Origin of the sequence: Pelagimonas phthalicica (assembly GCF_004364805.1) — a bacterium.
Classification (GTDB): Bacteria; Pseudomonadota; Alphaproteobacteria; order Rhodobacterales; family Rhodobacteraceae; genus Pelagimonas; species Pelagimonas phthalicica.
This window is the reverse complement of record NZ_SOAP01000001.1, coordinates 2,070,939-2,088,146: the sequence shown is the minus strand read 5'-3', so window position 1 is coordinate 2,088,146 and position 17,208 is coordinate 2,070,939. Positions and strand designations below refer to the sequence as shown.

The window sequence follows — 17,208 nt, the reverse complement described above, 5'->3', positions numbered from 1 at the left end:
ATATATTTGTCAAAAGACCCCATATCCTCAAGCCGCCCACCTATCTGAGCGCCATATAAATCAACCGAACTACGGCCAATCGTGATCAAATCAAGCGCGTCAGACATCGGCCAAGCTCACAGGTGCACCGGTTTTCAGGGATTGGGTGGCAGCCTCGGCCATGGCCAAAGCTGTGATCCCATCGGACAAATCGACCGGAAGCGCGGATCCGCCATTGATCGCGTCAACAAACGCGCCCCATTCATTGGCATAAGACGGCATATAGCGTTCGAGGAAGAAATAGGTTGGTTTCGCCCCGCTCACACCCGCGGTTGTGGATTTGACCACCGTGTTTTCCAGCATGTTCTGCGCTTGCAAAAGCCCGTCCGACCCCAGCAGCTCAACGCGCTGATCATAGCCATAGACGGCGCGGCGCGAGTTTTTGATCACCGCAATGCGCCCATCCGCATAGGTCATGGTGACGGCGGCGGTGTCCACATCGCCCGCTGCACCAATCTCGGTGTCAACAATGGAAGAGCCGCTGGCGCTGATCGACACCGGCGCTTCGCCCATCATGAAATTGGCCATGTCAAAGTCATGGATCATCATATCGCGGAACAGACCGCCCGAGACCTTGATATAGGCAACGGGGGGCGGGGCCGGGTCAAAGGAGGTGATCGACAGCAGTTCAGGTTTGCCGATTTCACCGGCATCCAAGGCAGATCTCATCGCGCTGAAATTCGGATCGAACCGGCGGTTGAACCCGATCATGACCGGCTGACCGGATTGCGCGACATTGGACTGGCAGGCGCGAGCACGGTCAAGGCTCAGATCCACCGGCTTTTCACACAAAACCGCCTTGCCTGCCGCCGTTGCAGCCTCGATCAGGTTGGAATGCGTATCGGTTGAGGTCGCGATCAAAACAGCGTCAATTGAGGGATCGGCGATGATCTCATCCGTGGTCCGCGCGGTGCTGCCATATTCGGCGGCCAGTTTCTCGGCGTTTTCGGGAAAATAGTCCGAAACGGCTGACAGCGTGCTGCCCGGGTTCGAGAAAATGGCAGTGGCATGCACACCAGCAATCCGGCCAGCGCCCAGAAGTCCAACTTTGATCATTGGGTCGTCTTTCTTGTTTTTGTTTGTTGTTCAGAGGGTAAAGGCCGCGCGAAACGCCTCGAGCGCGTCTTCGGGTTTGTCTTTTGCAAAGGCTTCCATGCCGATCGGGCCCTGATAACCCAGCGCATCCAGCGCACGCGCGATCATGGGCCAGTTCATTTCACCGGTGCCCGGTTCGCAGCGGCCCGGATTGTCAGCGACCTGAATCTCACCCACCCATGGCAGGCAGGCCTCGGCATGGCGGATCACATCGCCTTCGCCAATCTGCGTGTGGTACAGGTCGAGATTGATGCGCAATTGCGGACGATCCACGGTGCTGACAAGGTTCAACACGTCAGTGGTGGAATTGAATGGGCAGCCGGGATGTTCGCGCAGGTTGAGATTTTCCAGCGTGAAAACAACACCTTCTTCCTCAGCCATGTCGCAGATCCGGTGCAGGGTATCGCGGGCGCGTTGCCACATGCCCGGTGCCACATGGGCCAGCTGTTGGATCGGCAGGCCCATATCCCCCAACCCGGTCCCATGCAAATTCAGACGATCCACACCCAGCCGCTTGCCGATTTGCGCAGTCTCGCGGGCGGATTTCAGCAGCAGCTCGGCCCCCTCTTGATCCGCAAGACGGCCCTCAAGATAGCCATTCATGATGGTAAAATTCGCCCCGGTCGCCTCTAGCGCGTCCAGATCCCATGCGGGCCAATTCCATAGGCCAACGCCAAAGCCCATTTCATGCAGGCGCGCGGCCCGCCAGTGGATGGGCTTGTCCTGCCAAAGCATCTCGGCGCAGGCCGCAAGTTGAAATCCCATGTCAGATATCCTGTGGTGAGTAGTCAGAGGGAGAGACGGGCATGACGCCCTGAAGAAGGGACACGGATTTTTCCAGCCCCTCCAAAGAGTTGAGAAGAACATCTTCGTGCTCGATGGACAGCCAGCCATCATAACCCGCCATCTTGAGCCGGTAGCAGAACTGCCGCCACCATTCTTCGCCATGGCCAAAGCCAAGGGTGATATAGGACCAACTGCGCGCCGGGATATCCATCAGGGACCCGTTTTCAAGCAGGCTTGTCGTGGCCTGGACCGGCGCGTTCAGCATCGTGTCCTTGGCATGGACATGATAGATCGCCTCGCCCAGCGCCTCAGCAGCAACAAGCGGGTCCGCCCCCATCCAGAAAAGATGCGACGGGTCGAGATTTGCCCCAATCATGGGCCCGACCGCGTCGCGCAGTTTCCACAGGGAGGGAACATTGTAGACGCATTGGTTTCCGTGCAGTTCCAGTGCGATGCGTTCAATACCGGACTCTTTCGCCAGGGTCGCGATGTCGGTCCAGAAAGGGAGGAGCCTTTCTTCCCACTGGAACTGCAGGATCTCTTGGGTTTCGGGCGGCCAGGACGAAACCACCCAGTTTGGCATCGTGTCCTGGGCACTGCCGGCCGGCAGGCCAGACATTGTGCAGATGGTTTTGATCCCCATTTCGCCAGCAACGCGGATCGTGTCGCGCAACCCCTCGCCCTGGGCCGGGTCGGTCGGGTGCAGCGGGTTGCCGTTTGCGTTCAGTGAGATGATCTCAAGCCCGCGATCCTCAAACGCTGCCTGATAGGCTTTGCGTGCCCCGGCATCTTTCAGCATCAAGGGCAGATCAAAATGGGGCGCGGTTGACCAACCGCATGTATTCACTTCGACACCCGACACACCCATTCGTGCGGCGTTATCAAGCATCTGCTCAAAGCTCATGCCGCCCAGACTGTCTGACACAAATCCCAGTTTCATGCCGCGATTCCCTTATTCGTGGTGTAAATGCCAGGCTTGGCTTGAAGAGTGATCGGTTGCTTTTGCCCCGAAGACAGGGCCTTGACGCCAGCTTCGGCAACGATGGCGGCGCAATAGCCGTCCCAACAATCCGAGGCGATTTCCGGGAACATGCCCGTTTCCACAAAACGCAGGAAATCGCGATTTTGCCGGATATAGGCCTCGTGATAGCGGCTTCGCCAGTCTGTGTCGTACCGGGTTGATGATGCCAGGCGCATGTCTGTACGCGTATAGGCGACATTGTTCATGGCAATAGAACCGGCTTCACCAACCAACTCGGCGCGCACGTCATAGCCATAGGCGGCGTTGTTGTTGACCTCCACCGTGACAAGCTGGCCGTCATCGGTTTCCAAAACCATCACAACAGGGGCAACAACATCATCCGAGCGACGGGCCTGCTGCGCGGTGATCGAAGAAAACTCGGCCCCCAGAACATGGCGCACCACGTCGAATTCATGCGGGGCAGAATTGGTGATTGCCATCGCACCGGTGAAATCCGCCGCAGGGGTTTCGACATTGCGGTGAAAGTTATGCATCATCAACGCCCGCCCCAGCCGACCCGAGGTCAAGGCGGCCTTCATCTCGGTATAGGATTGGTCATAGCGGCGCATGAAACCCAGCATGACAAACGGACGCCCGGCGGCCTCTTCCAGCTGCATAACCTCAATGCATTCATCCGATGACTGCGACAGAGGCTTTTCACACAGCACCGGTTTTCCGGCGGCAATACAGGCCTTGGACAGAGGCGCATGGGTAAAATCCGGGCTGGCCACGATCACGGCATCCACGTCAGACCGGCTGATCACCGATTCCGGATCGTTGGCGATGTCGGCAACGCCATGGTCATCCGCAATTTTGCGGGCCCGCGCGCTGTCCATGTCACACACGACCTGCAGCGTCGCACCGGGCAAATCCTGGGCCACGATCGCAGCATGATCGGCCCCCATGATCCCGGCACCTATGATGGCTATGCGAATGCTCATTTGGCAATTCTCCGTGCATGCGTCTTGCAAAGTGGCCCGGCAAAGCCGGACCGCTGTCTCATTTTCTGATCAGAGATGAGAGGTCGCCCTCTCAGGACGTACTGAGTTGCGGCGGATGGCCTTCGTGGTCATCCATGTAGGTTTCCAACTGCGCCTCAAGCGAGGCCATGTCTTCGCCACCCGCCATGAGATCGGTGATCTCCTCGCGGCTTTTCTCGCCCTTGCGGAAATCGGCCGCGATGGCCCCCCGGATCAGAACGGCAAAGTGATCGCCCACCGCCAGCGCATGCATGACCTGGTGGGTGATGAACACCACCGCCAGCCCGCGCCGCTTGGCCTCGTTCACGATACGCAAAACGTGGGTCGCCTGTTTGACCCCAAGCGCCGCGGTTGGTTCATCAAGGATCAGAACACGCGCCCCAAAGTAAACCGCGCGGGCAATGGCAAGCGATTGCCGCTCACCGCCAGACAGGCCGCCAACCAGACGATCACCGTCTGTGATACGGGTAATCCCCATCTTCTGGACTTCTTCCACCGCGATACGGTTGGCCTTTTCCCGGTCGAAAACCCGGAACGGACCAAACCCTTTGGTCGGCTCCATGCCCATAAAGAAGTTCCGCCCAACCGACATCAGCGGATAGGTACCGCCAAATTGGTGTACGGTGGCAATCCCACGCCCTTGTGCTTCGCGCGGGCCGCTAAAGGTGATCGGCTCGCCATCCATCAGGATCTCGCCGCGTGTTGGTTTGTGAACACCGGCCAGGGTCTTGATCAGGGTCGACTTGCCGGCACCATTGTCCCCCAAAAGGCAGAGCACTTCGCCCTCGCGGACCTTCAGGCTGATTTCATGGAGCACGTCGATCGGGCCAAAGGACTTGTCGACTTTGCGGAGTTCGAGAACTGGTTTCTTGTCAGACATCCCGCTTACCCCTTATCTTTCTTGGTCGACCAACTGGTCGCCAGTTTCTGGAAGGTTCCGTTCATCAGAACCGCGATCAAAAGCATCACGCCGATGATCAGCAAGGACAGGTTGCGGTCGATTTCGGTGTAGTTGATCCCTTGCTGCACAATGCCCAGGGTCATGGTACCGAACACGACGCCGACAACCGAGCCAAAGCCACCATTCAACAACACACCACCCACAACCGAGGCGATGATTGTGAAAAAGATCATGTTGAAGAAGGTTGCAGACTGCGCCGAATTGAACTGTACGACCTGACAGATACCCGCCAGGGCCGTGCAGACCGAGCACAGGATGAACAGCCAGATCTTGAGGCGGTTGACAGGAATACCGGCGTTGCGCGCGCTTTCAGCGTCGCCACCCACGGCGAAAACCCAGTTCCCCCAGGGTGATCTGTGCAGGAAAAAGAAAAAGACGACGATTAGGGCCAGCCACCAAAAGACCGAGGTGCGGAAACCGAAATAACGCGTGCCAAAAATCGCCTTGGCCCAATCCGGGGAATAGAGCGACACATTGGTGTTGTTGATCAAAGCATCGGACAGAGCAAGCGTCAGACCGCCAACAGCAAAGAGCGTGGCCAGGGTCACAATAAAGGACGGCACTTGAGTTCGGGTCACCAACAACCCGTTGATCAGCCCGACACCCGCCGCCATCAACAGCGTCATGGTAATGCCAAGCCACATCGGCAATTCATAATGTCCGGAAGTGATGCCAAGCATCATCGCAGAGGCGGGCAGAACCGCGCCGGTCGAAATGTCCAGCTCGCCCGCGATCATCAGGAAAGCAACGGGAATAGCGATGATCCCCACGGTGCTGGCAAAGTTCATCCAGTTCGCCAAGCCACCCACCGACAGAAAGTTCCGCTGAAAGCCAAATAAGCTAAAGATGAGAAAGACGATAATCATGCCGAAAAAGGCACCCGCCGCGGGGCTGCGAATAAGTTCACCGAAGGAAAAACCACCGGATGTGGGGGCCGTTTCGTCCGTCTTTTGTTGTGTGATGCTCTCTGACACGGAGCCACTCCCTTTTTTCCAAAAGGCCAAAGACCTTAAATGCCCAGCCGAACCCCTGCCCGGCTGGGACTGTTTCAAAATCGCGGTTTAGCGAGTGCCCGCCTTGACGCCTGCAAAGGTCGCATCGATGTTCGAGGCATCAACAATTGCCGGGCCGGTCAAAACAGGCGCGGTCGCAACTTTGGTGCCAAAATCGATATGGGCGGCCAGAGTGGAGACTGACAGGAAGCCCTGGTAGTAAGGCGTTTGGTCGATGGCCATGGCCTGAGTACCGGCCTTGATGCGGTCCAGTGTGGATGGGCTCAGGTCAAAGGTGCCCAGCATCACGGTGTCGGTTTTACCCAGCTGTTCGATTGCCGCCGAGGAGGCATCAGCCGCCCAGGTTGCCAGGTTGATAACCGCATCGATGCTTGGGTCACCGTTCAGCTCCGCTTCGATCGCGGCCGAGGTCCCGGCAACGTCGCCATCCAGGTTGGCAGGCACGCGCAGGATGGTCGCCTTGGCACCGGCTTCGGTTGCCCCATCGCTCACGCCTTTGCAGCGGGCTTCCAGGTTGACCGTACCAGGGATCTGGATGTGGCACATGATGTGCTTGGCACCCTTTTCAGCCATGTATTTACCGCCAGCAACACCGGCAACATATTCATCGGACCCGAAATAGTTCAGCGCGCCGGATTCAGCCAGGAAATCGCCACCACCGTTCAGCAGGGTCACTTTGATACCCGCTTCGATTGCGGCGTGGATCGCTGGCATTTGCGCGTCAGGCGCAGGCAGAACGGTTGCGATACCGTCAACACCTTGCGCGACGGCCTGCTCGATCAGGGTCGCCAGGTCAGCACCATAGTTGTCGTAGTTCTGGGTCTGCAGAATGTTCAGCGAACCGCCATTGGCCTCGACAACCATCGCCGCCTGCTCAGCGCCTTTTTTGACAACGTTCCAGAACGAATCCTGGTTGGACCCAATGATCAGCGCGATGTCTGCGGCCATTGCGCCCGAGGACATCACAGCTGCCACTGCTGTCGCGGTAAGTGTTTTGAAAAGTTTCATGTCGAATTCCTCCCTTGGTAAGACCGCGCTACTGCGGCTCGACATTCTGGTTGACCTCACGGTCATCAATTTCGATGGGCGAGACACACCTCCTCCGTTCGCGCAAACCCTGCGCGTTCCTGGCTTTAAACCTGTGTGTTGGGCCTCCCCCGACAGCTGGCAGCTCGATTCTTCGTGAGCGTCGCCAGCTCATTTGTCATGCGATATTGACAGCTATCATATCAACGGCAATTCTGGATGAGAGACGCAATTGTCTCATTTCATGCCATTCGACCAGAATTGTGAGATTTTTTGACATGAAGCGCCCGACCATACCAGACCTCGCCAAGGCCGCCGGGGTTTCAGTTTCCACTGTAAACCGCGTTCTCAGCGACGCGTCTTCCGTGCGGACTCCGACCCGCGAACGCGTGTTGCAGGCCGCCTCTGAAATTGGCTTCTATGGCCTTGGGGCGATTGAACATGCCGTCAAATCTCATCAGAAAACCCATAGGTTGGGCGTGCTGCTTCAGCGCGGAGCGCGCAGGTTTTATCGCGATTTCGGGGATGCGATTGCGGAAACCGCCGCCAATTGGCGCGGCGAAAACATCGAACTAACCCTGGAATTTCTCGAAGATCTGTCTCCGGAAAAGGTCGCGGCCCATATTGTTTCGATCGGGGCGCGAACAGATGCGCTTTCCATCGTTGCGCCACAGCATTCCCTGGTGGCTGATGCCATTGACACGGTGCTTGAGACAGGTGTGCCGGTCACATCGTTGATTGGCCCGCTCTCTGCGCGCGGGAATATCAGCTTTGTGGGTTTGGACAATTGGAAGGTGGGGCGCACAGCGGCTTGGGGATTCGACAAAATGGTGCGTGAGCCGGGCAAGATCGGCATCCTGGTCGGCAGTCACCGGCTGCGCAACCAGGAAATGAACGAAAGCGGTTTTCGATCCTATTTCCGGGAACACAATTCGCAATTCACCCTATTGGAGCCTTTGGCCACCTATGAATCTGCGGCTGTTGCCCGCGAACATGTGGAAAAGCTGCTCAGCGATCATCCCGATATGTGCGGGCTGTTTATCTCGGGTGGGGGAATCACCGGAGCCATCGCCGCGCTCAGGGATACGCCCAAGCGCAGTGATTTCATTGCGGTCGGGTATGAGCTGTTCGACGACACACGCGCGGCCTTGATTGATGGGACACTCTCGATGGTAATCTCTCACCCGCTCGACCGCTTTGCGCAGGCAACAATCGCCACCATGCTCAAAACCCAAAAAGCTGGTCCAGACGCGGGCGCTCAAAGAGTGACCTTTGGCTTTAACATCTACTCACCCGAAAGCGTCTAAAAGGATCGGGCAGCCGCCGGGTAGCAGGAAGCTCAGAGCATCCGTCACAAGAGGGGATTCCAGTCACATTAAAACTTAAGCTTTGCCAATCCGGGCGAAGCGCCAGCATTAAAAAACGCCATTCGCATTCCAACTGCACGCTGCACATCAGGTGCAAAAGAGGTATAAGTATTTCGAGGGATTTTATGGTGCCCAGAAGAGGACTCGAACCTCCACGGCCTTGCGGCCACTGGCACCTGAAGCCAGCGCGTCTACCAATTCCGCCATCTGGGCACGGTTGGTGGAGCGCGGTTTAAGCTGGTCCTAAGGGGGTGTCAACAATCTTTTTTAAAGAAATTTCCACGCGGCAATCCTACACCTTGCCCGCACCCCCCGACGCAGGTAATGCTGCGCCAAGCTCGCATGCATGAGGAGAGACCCAATGCCTAAACTCGTCACCATTTTCGGCGGAGCGGGATTCCTAGGGCGCTATATTGCACGGCGCATGGCGAAAGAAGGTTGGCGCGTCCGCGTTGCCGTCCGTCGCCCCAATGAGGCGCTGCATGTGCGCCCCTACGGCGTGGTTGGCCAGGTCGACCCGGTCTTTTGCAATATCCGCGATGATGACAGCGTGCGCGCCGCTTTGGCCGGTGCTGATGCCGCGATCAATTGCGTTGGCACATTCGACAAGGGCGGCAAAAACAAATTTGACGCCGTGCATGTCGAGGGTGCTGAACGGATCGCCAAAATCTCGGCTGAGCTGGGCGTCGCGCAGCTGACCCATATTTCCGCAATCGGTGCGGATGCCAATGGCGATAGCATCTATGCGCAAACCAAGGCCAAGGGCGAAGCCGCCGTTCTGGCCGCCATGCCCGATGCGGTGATTCTGCGCCCCTCGGTGATGTTTGGCCCCGAGGACAACTTCTTTAACCGCTTTGGCACCATGGCGCGTTACAGCCTGATCCTGCCGATTGTCGGCGCGGAAACCAAATTCCAGCCGGTCTATGTGGATGATGTCGCAAAGGCAGCGGTCAATGCCACCCTGGGTCAGGTCGCCGCTGGCACCTATGAGCTGGGTGGCCCGGATACGCAGAGCTTCCGCGACTTGATGGGCACCATGCTGGGTGTGATCCACCGCCGTCGTCTGGTCTTGAACCTGCCCTTCTGGGCCGCGTCGATTGTCGCCCCGATTTCGGAAATCACGGCCAAACTGTCGCTGGGCCTGATCCCGGCTCAGATCACCGGTGACCAAGTGCGCAGCCTGAAAACCGACAATATCGTCGCAGACGATGCCAAAGGTTTTGCTGATCTCGGCATCAAGCCGGTTTCGATGGAAACCCTGCTGCCCGAATATCTCTGGCGCTTCCGCCCCTCGGGCCAGTTCGACGCGATCAAGGATTCGGCCAAGAACCTGCGCACGCAGTAGGGTCAGGACCAAACACCGAAAAAGAAAACCCCGGCCATTGGTCGGGGTTTTTCTGTGACTTCCTGTGTAACGCGATCAGTGCAAGCGGCACAGCTTGGTCAAGGTTTCTCCGTTGCAACAGCCGGGGGGCGGTGTGTTGACCAGGTTGCTTTGCTGCGCCAGCCATTGCTCACAGGCCTCGACCAGCGCGCAGCCCCGGCAATTTGTGACCATGCGCGCATAGGCTGCCGCGTCCAGGGTTCCGGCCTGCATCTCTTCGCTCAGGCTCAGCCCCATGGTGCGCGCGACACTGCGCGTCATAAAGAAATGTCGGGCGGGATCACCCAAATATTGGCCCATTTTTACAGCTCCTCAAGTTCCGCTTTGATCTCGGCAAGGCGTTTTCTGTTGATGCAAGGCTTGGGCAGGTCACGCTGGGCGTCATCCGGCTGGTCCAGCCAGCGCCCACAGCCGTCAGACCAAGTGCAGCCCCGGCAATGGGTCACGATTCCGGCCCAATCCTGTTGGGTCAGAATGTCGGTATTGGCGGCGCGGACCAGATCAATTCCCGTGGCCTTGGCCATGCGTTGAACAAGCCAGTAATGGTCGTTCTCTGGTCCAAGCACCAGATTTGGCTGTGTCGGCATGTCGAGATCACTCATGGCTCATCCCTCCTTCAGCTCGGTGAACAGCTCCTGGTTCTGGCAATAGGCCGGGGGCTGTATCACCGGCACGCTTTGCTGCGCCTGCCAAACAGCGCAAGCGCGCGGCTCTTTGCAATTGGCACAGCGCAAGACAGCGTCATCCAGATCGGGAATCGATAGATGTCCATCCAGCATCGCTTGCTCAAGATCGACATCCTGTAGCTGGGCCATCTCGTCAAAGAGGGCCGCATGGCGCTTTAACTTGTCCAGATCGTGCATCTCTGATTCCCTGTGACTGCGTCAAACAAGGAAAGCTGTATCGGAAAGGCAGAGAAACGGCCTTGACCCAGGTCAACGTACCGATCTTACAGGGCAGCAGCCGTTTTTCGCACCATTTCACGGCGGGCGGCATTGGGTGGATGCGTGCCAAGGAATTCATTCCCGGGATCCGGAATGCGGTTAAAGAATTCAGACCCCAGAACCGGGTCATACCCGGCGCGCGCCGCGATGATGGTGCCCAGACGGTCGGCCTCCAGCTCAAACTCCTTTGAGAAGGAGCGCGCGCCAATGACGGCCCCCAACTCCTCAGCTGAACGCACAGTTTCCGCGTCGGCCCCGCCCAAGGCCGCGATACCAGACAGGATCACAGCACCATAGGTTGCGGTTTCCCGTGATTTGTCGAGATGGTGCAGAATATGATGGGCCGCTTCGTGCCCCATGATAAAGGCCAGCTCATCCGCGTTGCGCACCGAGGTGATCAGGGCAAGGTTGAACGCCAGAATCGGACGGCCCGCGCGGTCAACCGTTTGAAACGCATTTGGCGGTTGGTCCGGGCGGTCATCGACCACGATCTGGAAATCGCAATTGACGCCACGGGTCACGCGCCGGCATTCGCTCTCAGCCACCGGTTCGACGGTTTCCACCACGGAAATGAATTGCCGCGCCGCTTTGGCCGCGCGCCTTTGCACCTCTGTCTCGGCAGCAGAGGGTTTGGGGGCGTCAGCATTGGGGGCCGGAGCCACCGCATCAACCGGCAGCTCGGTACAAGCTGCAAGAAACAGCAGAACCAGAGGGAGAAAGCGCGTCATTTGCCATCCTGTTAGCGTAGGACTACCATAGGCGCAGAAACCTGCTCGGGCCAGCCCTGCCCTCTCACAATTCGGTGGGATTTTTCCAAAAGGCAGTTCCACCCGCAGCTTTTCGCCGCTAAGCTGAAACCATGTTCAGCATCGAGCACGAATTTGACGCCACCGTTGTGACCCTGGTTGATGAGGGCAAGGCCCCCTTGACCGAAGATGTGGTCGTGTCGACCTTCGAAGATTGCATCACGGTCGAACAGTTTGATCCCCGCACGGACACAACCCAAAGAATCACTCTATCGATCTCACAGATGCAGGATCTGATCGCGGCGGTTTCCCTGCCCGAAGGGGTTTACTCGCGCACCGAAGAGACGTCGGACTAGCCTACCTTTATGGTTTTGTCCCGCGATTGCAGGCCGCGAATTATGGACATGCGTGACTTGGGAACGCCCAGCGCCTTAGCCAAAAGTTTTAGCACCGCCGCATTGGCTTTACCGTTTTCCGGAACCGTCGTGACATAGATGCGCAACCCGTCCGACCCGCGCTCAATCCGGCTACGCGCAGCTTTGGGTGTGACGCGGATCTGGATGGTAGTGCCGGGTACGGCAAGATCGGTTAAATCAGGCAAGGGCATGTCCCTCAGCTACCACCGGTGCCGATTTTCGACAATCTTGACGGTTGATTCCCGCGCCTCCAGCACTGACATAGACAGCACGCGTATTCAGGAGACCCCATGCCAGATCCCAATCCCCAAGCTCTCGACTTTTTGCTGACCCGCAGGTCGCGCCCTGCCAAAACCTTGCAAGGGCCCGCCCCGGATCGCGACCGGTTGATGACCTTGCTGACGGCAGCCGCGCGCAGCCCGGATCATGGCAAACTGGAGCCATGGCGGTTCATCGTGCTGGAAGGGGCCGCATTGGCACGTCTGGCGGATGAGGTCGCCCCGGCGGGTGAACGCCTGGGCAAGATCCCCGAGGAGATCGCCAAGGCACAGGCCGCCTTTGCCGATAGCCCGCTTTGCGTGGCGGTGATCGAAGTGCAAAAGGACAGCCCCAAAGTGCCCACGATTGAACAAAGCTATTCGGCCGGCGCGGTTTGTCTGGCGCTGTTGAACGCGGCCCTGGCCGATGGCTGGGGTGCAAATTGGCTATCCGGCTGGACCTCGCATGATCGCGGCTTTGTTCAGGCGGCACTGGGGTTAGCGGAGCATGAAAAGGTGGCTGGTTTCATCCATATCGGCACCGAGCGTCTGACCCCGCCCGAGCGCCCACGCCCGGATTTGGATACTATTACAACCTGGGTAGATGAATGATCATTTCTGCGTTTTTCTCGGCGCTGGCGCAGCTCAGCGACCGCCGTTTCCGGTCCGTCTTGTTGCGCGGAGTCGGTCTGGCCTTTGCCATTCTGTTCGGCATCAGCGCGTTGTTCGTCTGGGGGGTCGGCTTTTTCGTGGGCGATTCCGTGTCGATCCCCTGGGTCGGCGAGATCCAATGGCTGGACAATGTGCTGAGCTGGGCCATGGTGCCCCTGATGATGGTTCTGTCGGTGTTCCTGATGGTGCCGACCGCCTCGGCCATCACATCGCTGTTTCTGGATGAGGTCGCGCAGGCGGTTGAGGACAAACACTATCCCGGTCTTGGCGCGGCCACCCCGGTTTCGCTTTCGGATGGGCTGCGCGACACGTTCCGATTCCTGGGCATCATGGTGGTCGCGAACCTTGTGGCGCTGGTGCTCTATGTCTTTTTCGCGCCTTTGGCCCCGTTCATCTTTTGGGGGTTGAACGGGTTCTTGCTGGGTAATGAATATTTCACTCTGGCTGCGATGCGGCGTGTCGGGCGGGACGCGGCCTATAAGCTGCGCAAGCGTCACCTTGTGACGATTTGGGCCGCTGGGGTGTTGATGGCGATGCCGCTGTCGATCCCGCTGGTGAACCTGTTGATCCCGGTGCTTGGGGCGGCAACCTTTACCCATATTTTCCATCGGGTGAACAGGGCTGTCTGACCGGCAAAAAACCGGAGGAGTTGACAGCTGTCAACTCTGTAACGCTTTGAAAAGAGGCGTTTAAAGCTTTCTTGCCCCATCGCACAACGCAACGCGCGATGGGGTAAGGGTTTAATCAGGAGCGATAGACCGGTTAGGTCATGTTGACAAATTGCGCCCCCAATGCCGGGTGGAGGTGATGTCGACGAACCCGAGTTGGATTTCTGCAGTTTAGTCAAATCGGGTAGCGACGCTGCGGGCGCTCTTGAGCTCATTAGAACACCGTTCAACCAGATTTCGGGGCATATTGTTCTCTAAGACAGATACCAGCTTGAAACGCGTCCAAGGCCCGGTGTGAATCCCTTTTGTCAACACGGTCTAAAAATAGGGTTTCCAATAGATCCGGCTGCTCATGTAAAACGAGGGGCCGATTGGCCCCTCGTGAAATCTCGGTTCTGGTGCGGCAGTTTACGCCTGCAGCGATTTGACCACCAGATCACCCTCTTCGCGTTCCTTCATCGCCAGGGCGGCGGCGTGGGCGCCGGCGGCGGTGGTGAAGTAGGGGATCTTGTCATAGAGCGCGACCGAGCGGATTTCGCGGCTGTCTGACACGGCGGCGGATCCTTCGGTGGTGTTCATCACCAGTTGGATGCCGCCATCCTTCATCACGTCGACAACGTTCGGACGGCCCTCATAGACCTTTTTGGTCACATCACAGCTGATCCCATGTTCGCCGAGGAAGGCCGCGGTGCCCGAGGTCGCCACGATCTTGAAGCCCAGACCGTCCAGGATCTGCGCGGTTTCCACCAGTTGCGGCGTCTTGTCGTCATCCTTGATCGAAAAGAACACCGCGCCGCCTGTGGGCAAGTGGTTGCCCGCGCCCAGCTGCGCCTTGAGGAAGGCGCGCGCAAAGGTGCGATCCCAGCCCATGACCTCGCCGGTTGAGCGCATCTCTGGCCCCAGAATGGTGTCAACGCCGGGGAAACGGGCAAAGGGCAGCACCGCCTCTTTGACGCTGAACCAAGGCAGATCAGGATCGGCCAGGGTCATCGGGTCAGCCAGCGGAATGTCGGTGTCGTAATCGGCATTCTCAGGATAGGCGGGACGCTCGGGGAAATTTGAGAGTGGCTCACCGGCCATCAGACGCGCGGCGATGGAGGCAATCGCGCTATCGGTGGCCTTGGCCACAAACGGCACGGTGCGCGAGGCACGTGGGTTCACCTCGATCAGGAAGACCTCGCCGCCTTTGATGGCGAACTGAACGTTCATCAGGCCCACAACGTGCAGGGCCTTGGCCAATTCCACGGTCTGGCGCTTGATCTCGGCCAGCATGTCCTGATCCAGCGAGTATGGCGGCAAAGAGCAGGCAGAGTCGCCGGAATGCACGCCGGCCTCTTCGATATGCTGCATGATGCCCGCCACGTGGACGTTTTCACCGTCACACAGCGCATCCACATCCAGCTCAACCGCGCCCGCCAGATAGCTGTCGAGCAGAACCGGGCTGTCGCCGGAAACAACCACCGCCTCGTTGATATAGCGTTCGAGCTGCGCCATATCGCGCACGATTTCCATGGCGCGGCCACCCAGCACGTAGGAGGGGCGGATCACCAGCGGGAAGCCGATTTCCTCGGCAATGGCAAGCGCTTGGGCGTCGGTGGAGGCGATGCCGTTCTTGGGCTGTTTCAGACCCAACTGGTTGACCAGCGCCTGGAACCGTTCGCGGTCTTCGGCGAGGTCAATGGCGTCTGGGGTGGTGCCCAGGATCGGGATACCCTCGGCCTCAAGCGCGTTGGCCAGTTTCAGCGGGGTCTGGCCGCCGAATTGAACGATCACACCGTGCAGCGTGCCGTTTTCCTGCTCAACCCGCAGGATCTCCATGACGTTTTCGAAGGTCAGCGGTTCGAAATACAACCGGTCCGAGGTGTCGTAATCGGTCGACACGGTTTCGGGGTTGCAGTTGATCATGATGGTTTCGTAACCGGCATCCGCCAATGCGAAACAGGCGTGACAGCAGCAATAATCGAACTCGATGCCCTGACCGATCCGGTTCGGGCCACCGCCCAGCACGACGACTTTCTTGCGATCCGAGGGACGCGCCTCGCATTCCACCTCGCCCATCATCGGCTCTTCATAGGTGGAATACATATACGGTGTCTGCGCCTCGAACTCAGCCGCGCAGGTGTCGATGCGTTTGAACACGGCGGTGACACCGGCCTTGAGGCGGCGGTCGCGCACGTCTTTTTCGCTGAACCCGGTGAGTTTCGCCAGGCGGGCATCGGTAAAGCCGAGCATCTTGAGGTCGCGCAGCCCGGCCTCATCCGACGGCAGGCCATTGGCGCGCACGGCTTCCTCAGCCTCGACGATTTCGCGAATGCGGGCCAGAAACCATGGATCGAACGACGTCACGTTCTGGATTTCATCATCGCTGAGACCATGGCGCATGGCTTGCGCAATGGTGCGCATGCGGTCCGGGGTCTGTTCGCCGATTGCTTTGATCACAGCCGCCTTGTCCGGCGCGCCGGGGATCTCGACCTCGTCAAAACCGGTCAGGCCGGATTCCATGCTGGCCAGCGCCTTTTGCAGCGATTCGTGGATGGTACGGCCAATGGCCATCGCCTCGCCCACAGATTTCATTGCGGTGGTCAGGTAAGGCTTAGAGCCTGGGAATTTCTCAAAGGCGAATTTCGGGATCTTGGTCACGACATAGTCGATGGTCGGCTCGAACGAGGCCGGGGTCACCTTGGTGATGTCATTGTCCAACTCGTCCAGCGTGTAGCCCACAGCCAGCTTGGCGGCAATCTTGGCAATCGGGAAACCGGTCGCCTTGGAGGCCAGAGCCGAGGAGCGCGACACGCGCGGGTTCATCTCGATCACAACCATGCGGCCATCATCGGGGTTAACCGCCCATTGCACGTTGGACCCGCCGGTTTCGACGCCGATTTCACGCAGAACGTTGATCGAATGCGTGCGCATGATCTGGTATTCTTTGTCGGTCAGGGTCAGGGCCGGGGCGACGGTGATCGAATCACCGGTATGCACGCCCATCGGGTCCACATTCTCAATCGCGCAGACGATAATGGCGTTGTCGGCTTTGTCGCGCACAACCTCCATCTCGTATTCTTTCCAGCCCAGCAGGCTTTCATCAACGAGGATCTGATTGACCGGAGAGGCATCCATGCCTGTGCGGCAGAAATGGATGTAATCCTCGCGGTTATAGGCCACGCCACCGCCGGTCCCGCCCAGGGTAAAGGCCGGGCGGATAATCGCGGGCAGGCCGATTTCCTCAAGCTCCTCAAGCGCCATCGCAACGCCGGCATCCAGATCGGCATTGCCATCGTCTTTCTTGGGCGCGGTGATGATGGTCGCCTTGGGGTTTTCGATGCCCAGACGGTCCATCGCCTCGCGGAACAGCTTGCGATCTTCTGCCATTTCAATGGCATCGCGCTTGGCCCCGATCATTTCGACGTTGAACTTGTCGAGCACGCCCATCTCTTCGAGCGCCAGAGAGGTGTTCAGCCCGGTCTGCCCGCCCATGGTCGGCAGCAGCGCATCGGGGCGTTCTTTTTCGATGATTTTTGCGACAACTTCGGGTGTGATCGGCTCGATATAGGTCGCATCCGCCAGTTCCGGGTCGGTCATGATCGTCGCCGGGTTGGAGTTGACCAGGATCACCCGGTAACCTTCTTCGCGCAGCGCCTTACAGGCTTGGGCACCCGAATAGTCAAACTCGCAGGCCTGACCAATAACAATGGGCCCCGCCCCGATGATCATGATCGACTGAATGTCGGTTCTCTTCGGCATGGTGCACCTCTTTGTATGTCTGGCGTGGCGGTCTGGCACAGGGCGCCCCCGAAGCGCCCAAATTGTCGTGCGTTATAGGCAGTGAGTCAAAA

At 58.5% G+C, this 17,208-nt stretch carries 18 protein-coding genes and 1 tRNA gene; 5 read left to right on the top strand and 14 right to left on the bottom strand.

Going from position 1 to position 17,208, the window contains the following annotated elements; all coding sequences use genetic code 11:
* Window positions 1-99: 99 nt before the first annotated feature.
* From iolG to CLV87_RS10110, 7 genes are all read right to left on the bottom strand, one after another.
* Window positions 100-1,095: an inositol 2-dehydrogenase gene (gene iolG, locus CLV87_RS10140; RefSeq protein WP_099241422.1), complete on the bottom strand. Its 996-nt coding sequence runs from the start codon at window positions 1,093-1,095 to the stop codon at window positions 100-102.
* 30 nt (window positions 1,096-1,125) lie between these two features.
* Window positions 1,126-1,899: a TIM barrel protein gene (locus CLV87_RS10135; RefSeq protein ID WP_099241424.1), complete on the bottom strand. Its 774-nt coding sequence runs from the start codon at window positions 1,897-1,899 to the stop codon at window positions 1,126-1,128.
* A 1-nt stretch (window position 1,900) separates the two neighbouring features.
* A complete protein-coding gene (locus CLV87_RS10130; RefSeq protein ID WP_099241426.1) occupies window positions 1,901-2,860 on the bottom strand; it encodes a sugar phosphate isomerase/epimerase family protein in 960 nt (319 codons plus the stop codon).
* Complete coding sequence (locus CLV87_RS10125; RefSeq protein ID WP_099241428.1) at window positions 2,857-3,882, bottom strand: Gfo/Idh/MocA family oxidoreductase; 1,026 nt, start codon at window positions 3,880-3,882, stop codon at window positions 2,857-2,859. Before CLV87_RS10125 ends, CLV87_RS10130 begins: the two co-directional genes overlap by 4 nt.
* 91 nt (window positions 3,883-3,973) lie before the next feature.
* Window positions 3,974-4,801 carry an ATP-binding cassette domain-containing protein gene (locus tag CLV87_RS10120; RefSeq protein ID WP_099241430.1) on the bottom strand — a complete coding sequence of 276 codons (828 nt, stop codon included), beginning with the start codon at window positions 4,799-4,801 and terminating at the stop codon, window positions 3,974-3,976.
* A gap of 5 nt (window positions 4,802-4,806) precedes the next feature.
* The gene (locus CLV87_RS10115; RefSeq protein ID WP_235871886.1) at window positions 4,807-5,856 is read right to left on the bottom strand and encodes an ABC transporter permease; all 1,050 of its coding nucleotides are present in this window, start codon (window positions 5,854-5,856) and stop codon (window positions 4,807-4,809) included.
* 87 nt (window positions 5,857-5,943) lie between these two features.
* Complete coding sequence (locus CLV87_RS10110; RefSeq protein ID WP_099241432.1) at window positions 5,944-6,903, bottom strand: substrate-binding domain-containing protein; 960 nt, start codon at window positions 6,901-6,903, stop codon at window positions 5,944-5,946.
* Between the two features lie 296 nt (window positions 6,904-7,199).
* Here CLV87_RS10110 and CLV87_RS10105 point away from each other — a divergent pair, with 296 nt between their 5' ends.
* Entirely contained in the window at window positions 7,200-8,228 is a 1,029-nt protein-coding gene (locus CLV87_RS10105; protein WP_099241434.1) for a LacI family DNA-binding transcriptional regulator, read from the top strand.
* Between the two features lie 186 nt (window positions 8,229-8,414).
* On the opposite strand, the gene CLV87_RS10100 is transcribed toward CLV87_RS10105, so the two are convergent.
* Window positions 8,415-8,501 (bottom strand) — tRNA-Leu (locus tag CLV87_RS10100).
* Window positions 8,502-8,649: 148 nt separating this feature from the next.
* Between CLV87_RS10100 and CLV87_RS10095 the strand changes: the two genes are divergently transcribed.
* Window positions 8,650-9,633, top strand: a complete 984-nt coding sequence (locus CLV87_RS10095) for a complex I NDUFA9 subunit family protein (RefSeq protein ID WP_099241436.1) — start codon at window positions 8,650-8,652, stop codon at window positions 9,631-9,633.
* A 75-nt stretch (window positions 9,634-9,708) separates the two neighbouring features.
* Here the strand turns inward: CLV87_RS10095 and CLV87_RS10090 are convergent, their stop codons facing one another.
* From CLV87_RS10090 to CLV87_RS10075, 4 genes are all read right to left on the bottom strand, one after another.
* Entirely contained in the window at window positions 9,709-9,972 is a 264-nt protein-coding gene (locus CLV87_RS10090) for a DUF6455 family protein (RefSeq protein ID WP_099241438.1), read from the bottom strand.
* Window positions 9,973-9,974: 2 nt separating this feature from the next.
* Window positions 9,975-10,274 carry a DUF6455 family protein gene (locus CLV87_RS10085; RefSeq protein ID WP_099241440.1) on the bottom strand — a complete coding sequence of 100 codons (300 nt, stop codon included), beginning with the start codon at window positions 10,272-10,274 and terminating at the stop codon, window positions 9,975-9,977.
* Between the two features lie 3 nt (window positions 10,275-10,277).
* Window positions 10,278-10,535, bottom strand: coding sequence for a DUF6455 family protein (locus CLV87_RS10080; RefSeq protein ID WP_099241442.1), 258 nt, complete (start codon window positions 10,533-10,535; stop codon window positions 10,278-10,280).
* 86 nt (window positions 10,536-10,621) lie between these two features.
* Window positions 10,622-11,344, bottom strand: coding sequence for a M48 family metallopeptidase (locus tag CLV87_RS10075; protein WP_099241444.1), 723 nt, complete (start codon window positions 11,342-11,344; stop codon window positions 10,622-10,624).
* A gap of 131 nt (window positions 11,345-11,475) precedes the next feature.
* Here CLV87_RS10075 and CLV87_RS10070 point away from each other — a divergent pair, with 131 nt between their 5' ends.
* On the top strand, window positions 11,476-11,718 hold the full coding sequence (locus CLV87_RS10070; protein ID WP_099241446.1) for a hypothetical protein: 243 nt from the start codon (window positions 11,476-11,478) through the stop codon (window positions 11,716-11,718).
* On the opposite strand, the gene CLV87_RS10065 is transcribed toward CLV87_RS10070, so the two are convergent.
* On the bottom strand, window positions 11,715-11,969 hold the full coding sequence (locus CLV87_RS10065; RefSeq protein WP_099241448.1) for a DUF167 domain-containing protein: 255 nt from the start codon (window positions 11,967-11,969) through the stop codon (window positions 11,715-11,717). The genes CLV87_RS10070 and CLV87_RS10065 overlap by 4 nt on opposite strands.
* Window positions 11,970-12,068: 99 nt before the next feature.
* Between CLV87_RS10065 and CLV87_RS10060 the strand changes: the two genes are divergently transcribed.
* A complete protein-coding gene (locus CLV87_RS10060; protein ID WP_099241450.1) occupies window positions 12,069-12,647 on the top strand; it encodes a nitroreductase family protein in 579 nt (192 codons plus the stop codon).
* A complete protein-coding gene (locus CLV87_RS10055; protein WP_099241451.1) occupies window positions 12,644-13,336 on the top strand; it encodes an EI24 domain-containing protein in 693 nt (230 codons plus the stop codon). The genes CLV87_RS10060 and CLV87_RS10055 overlap by 4 nt, the downstream gene beginning before the upstream one ends.
* Window positions 13,337-13,783: 447 nt before the next feature.
* Here CLV87_RS10055 and carB read toward each other — a convergent pair whose 3' ends face one another.
* Window positions 13,784-17,116 (bottom strand): carbamoyl-phosphate synthase large subunit, encoded by a 3,333-nt coding sequence (gene carB / locus CLV87_RS10045; RefSeq protein ID WP_099241453.1) that lies wholly within the window; start codon window positions 17,114-17,116, stop codon window positions 13,784-13,786.
* Between the last annotated feature and the right edge of the window lie 92 nt (window positions 17,117-17,208).

What these genes read in the sequence shown, in the direction of transcription:
- iolG (WP_099241422.1), bottom strand. Translation starts at nt 1,095, where the DNA reads ATGATCAAAGTTGGACTTCTGGGCGCTGGCCGGATTGCTGGTGTGCAT.
- CLV87_RS10135 (WP_099241424.1), bottom strand. Translation starts at nt 1,899, where the DNA reads ATGGGATTTCAACTTGCGGCCTGCGCCGAGATGCTTTGGCAGGACAAG.
- CLV87_RS10130 (WP_099241426.1), bottom strand. Translation starts at nt 2,860, where the DNA reads ATGAAACTGGGATTTGTGTCAGACAGTCTGGGCGGCATGAGCTTTGAG.
- CLV87_RS10125 (WP_099241428.1), bottom strand. Translation starts at nt 3,882, where the DNA reads ATGAGCATTCGCATAGCCATCATAGGTGCCGGGATCATGGGGGCCGAT.
- CLV87_RS10120 (WP_099241430.1), bottom strand. Translation starts at nt 4,801, where the DNA reads ATGTCTGACAAGAAACCAGTTCTCGAACTCCGCAAAGTCGACAAGTCC.
- CLV87_RS10110 (WP_099241432.1), bottom strand. Translation starts at nt 6,903, where the DNA reads ATGAAACTTTTCAAAACACTTACCGCGACAGCAGTGGCAGCTGTGATG.
- CLV87_RS10105 (WP_099241434.1), top strand. Translation starts at nt 7,200, where the DNA reads ATGAAGCGCCCGACCATACCAGACCTCGCCAAGGCCGCCGGGGTTTCA.
- CLV87_RS10095 (WP_099241436.1), top strand. Translation starts at nt 8,650, where the DNA reads ATGCCTAAACTCGTCACCATTTTCGGCGGAGCGGGATTCCTAGGGCGC.
- CLV87_RS10090 (WP_099241438.1), bottom strand. Translation starts at nt 9,972, where the DNA reads ATGGGCCAATATTTGGGTGATCCCGCCCGACATTTCTTTATGACGCGC.
- CLV87_RS10085 (WP_099241440.1), bottom strand. Translation starts at nt 10,274, where the DNA reads ATGAGTGATCTCGACATGCCGACACAGCCAAATCTGGTGCTTGGACCA.
- CLV87_RS10080 (WP_099241442.1), bottom strand. Translation starts at nt 10,535, where the DNA reads ATGCACGATCTGGACAAGTTAAAGCGCCATGCGGCCCTCTTTGACGAG.
- CLV87_RS10075 (WP_099241444.1), bottom strand. Translation starts at nt 11,344, where the DNA reads ATGACGCGCTTTCTCCCTCTGGTTCTGCTGTTTCTTGCAGCTTGTACC.
- CLV87_RS10070 (WP_099241446.1), top strand. Translation starts at nt 11,476, where the DNA reads ATGTTCAGCATCGAGCACGAATTTGACGCCACCGTTGTGACCCTGGTT.
- CLV87_RS10065 (WP_099241448.1), bottom strand. Translation starts at nt 11,969, where the DNA reads ATGCCCTTGCCTGATTTAACCGATCTTGCCGTACCCGGCACTACCATC.
- CLV87_RS10060 (WP_099241450.1), top strand. Translation starts at nt 12,069, where the DNA reads ATGCCAGATCCCAATCCCCAAGCTCTCGACTTTTTGCTGACCCGCAGG.
- CLV87_RS10055 (WP_099241451.1), top strand. Translation starts at nt 12,644, where the DNA reads ATGATCATTTCTGCGTTTTTCTCGGCGCTGGCGCAGCTCAGCGACCGC.
- carB (WP_099241453.1), bottom strand. Translation starts at nt 17,116, where the DNA reads ATGCCGAAGAGAACCGACATTCAGTCGATCATGATCATCGGGGCGGGG.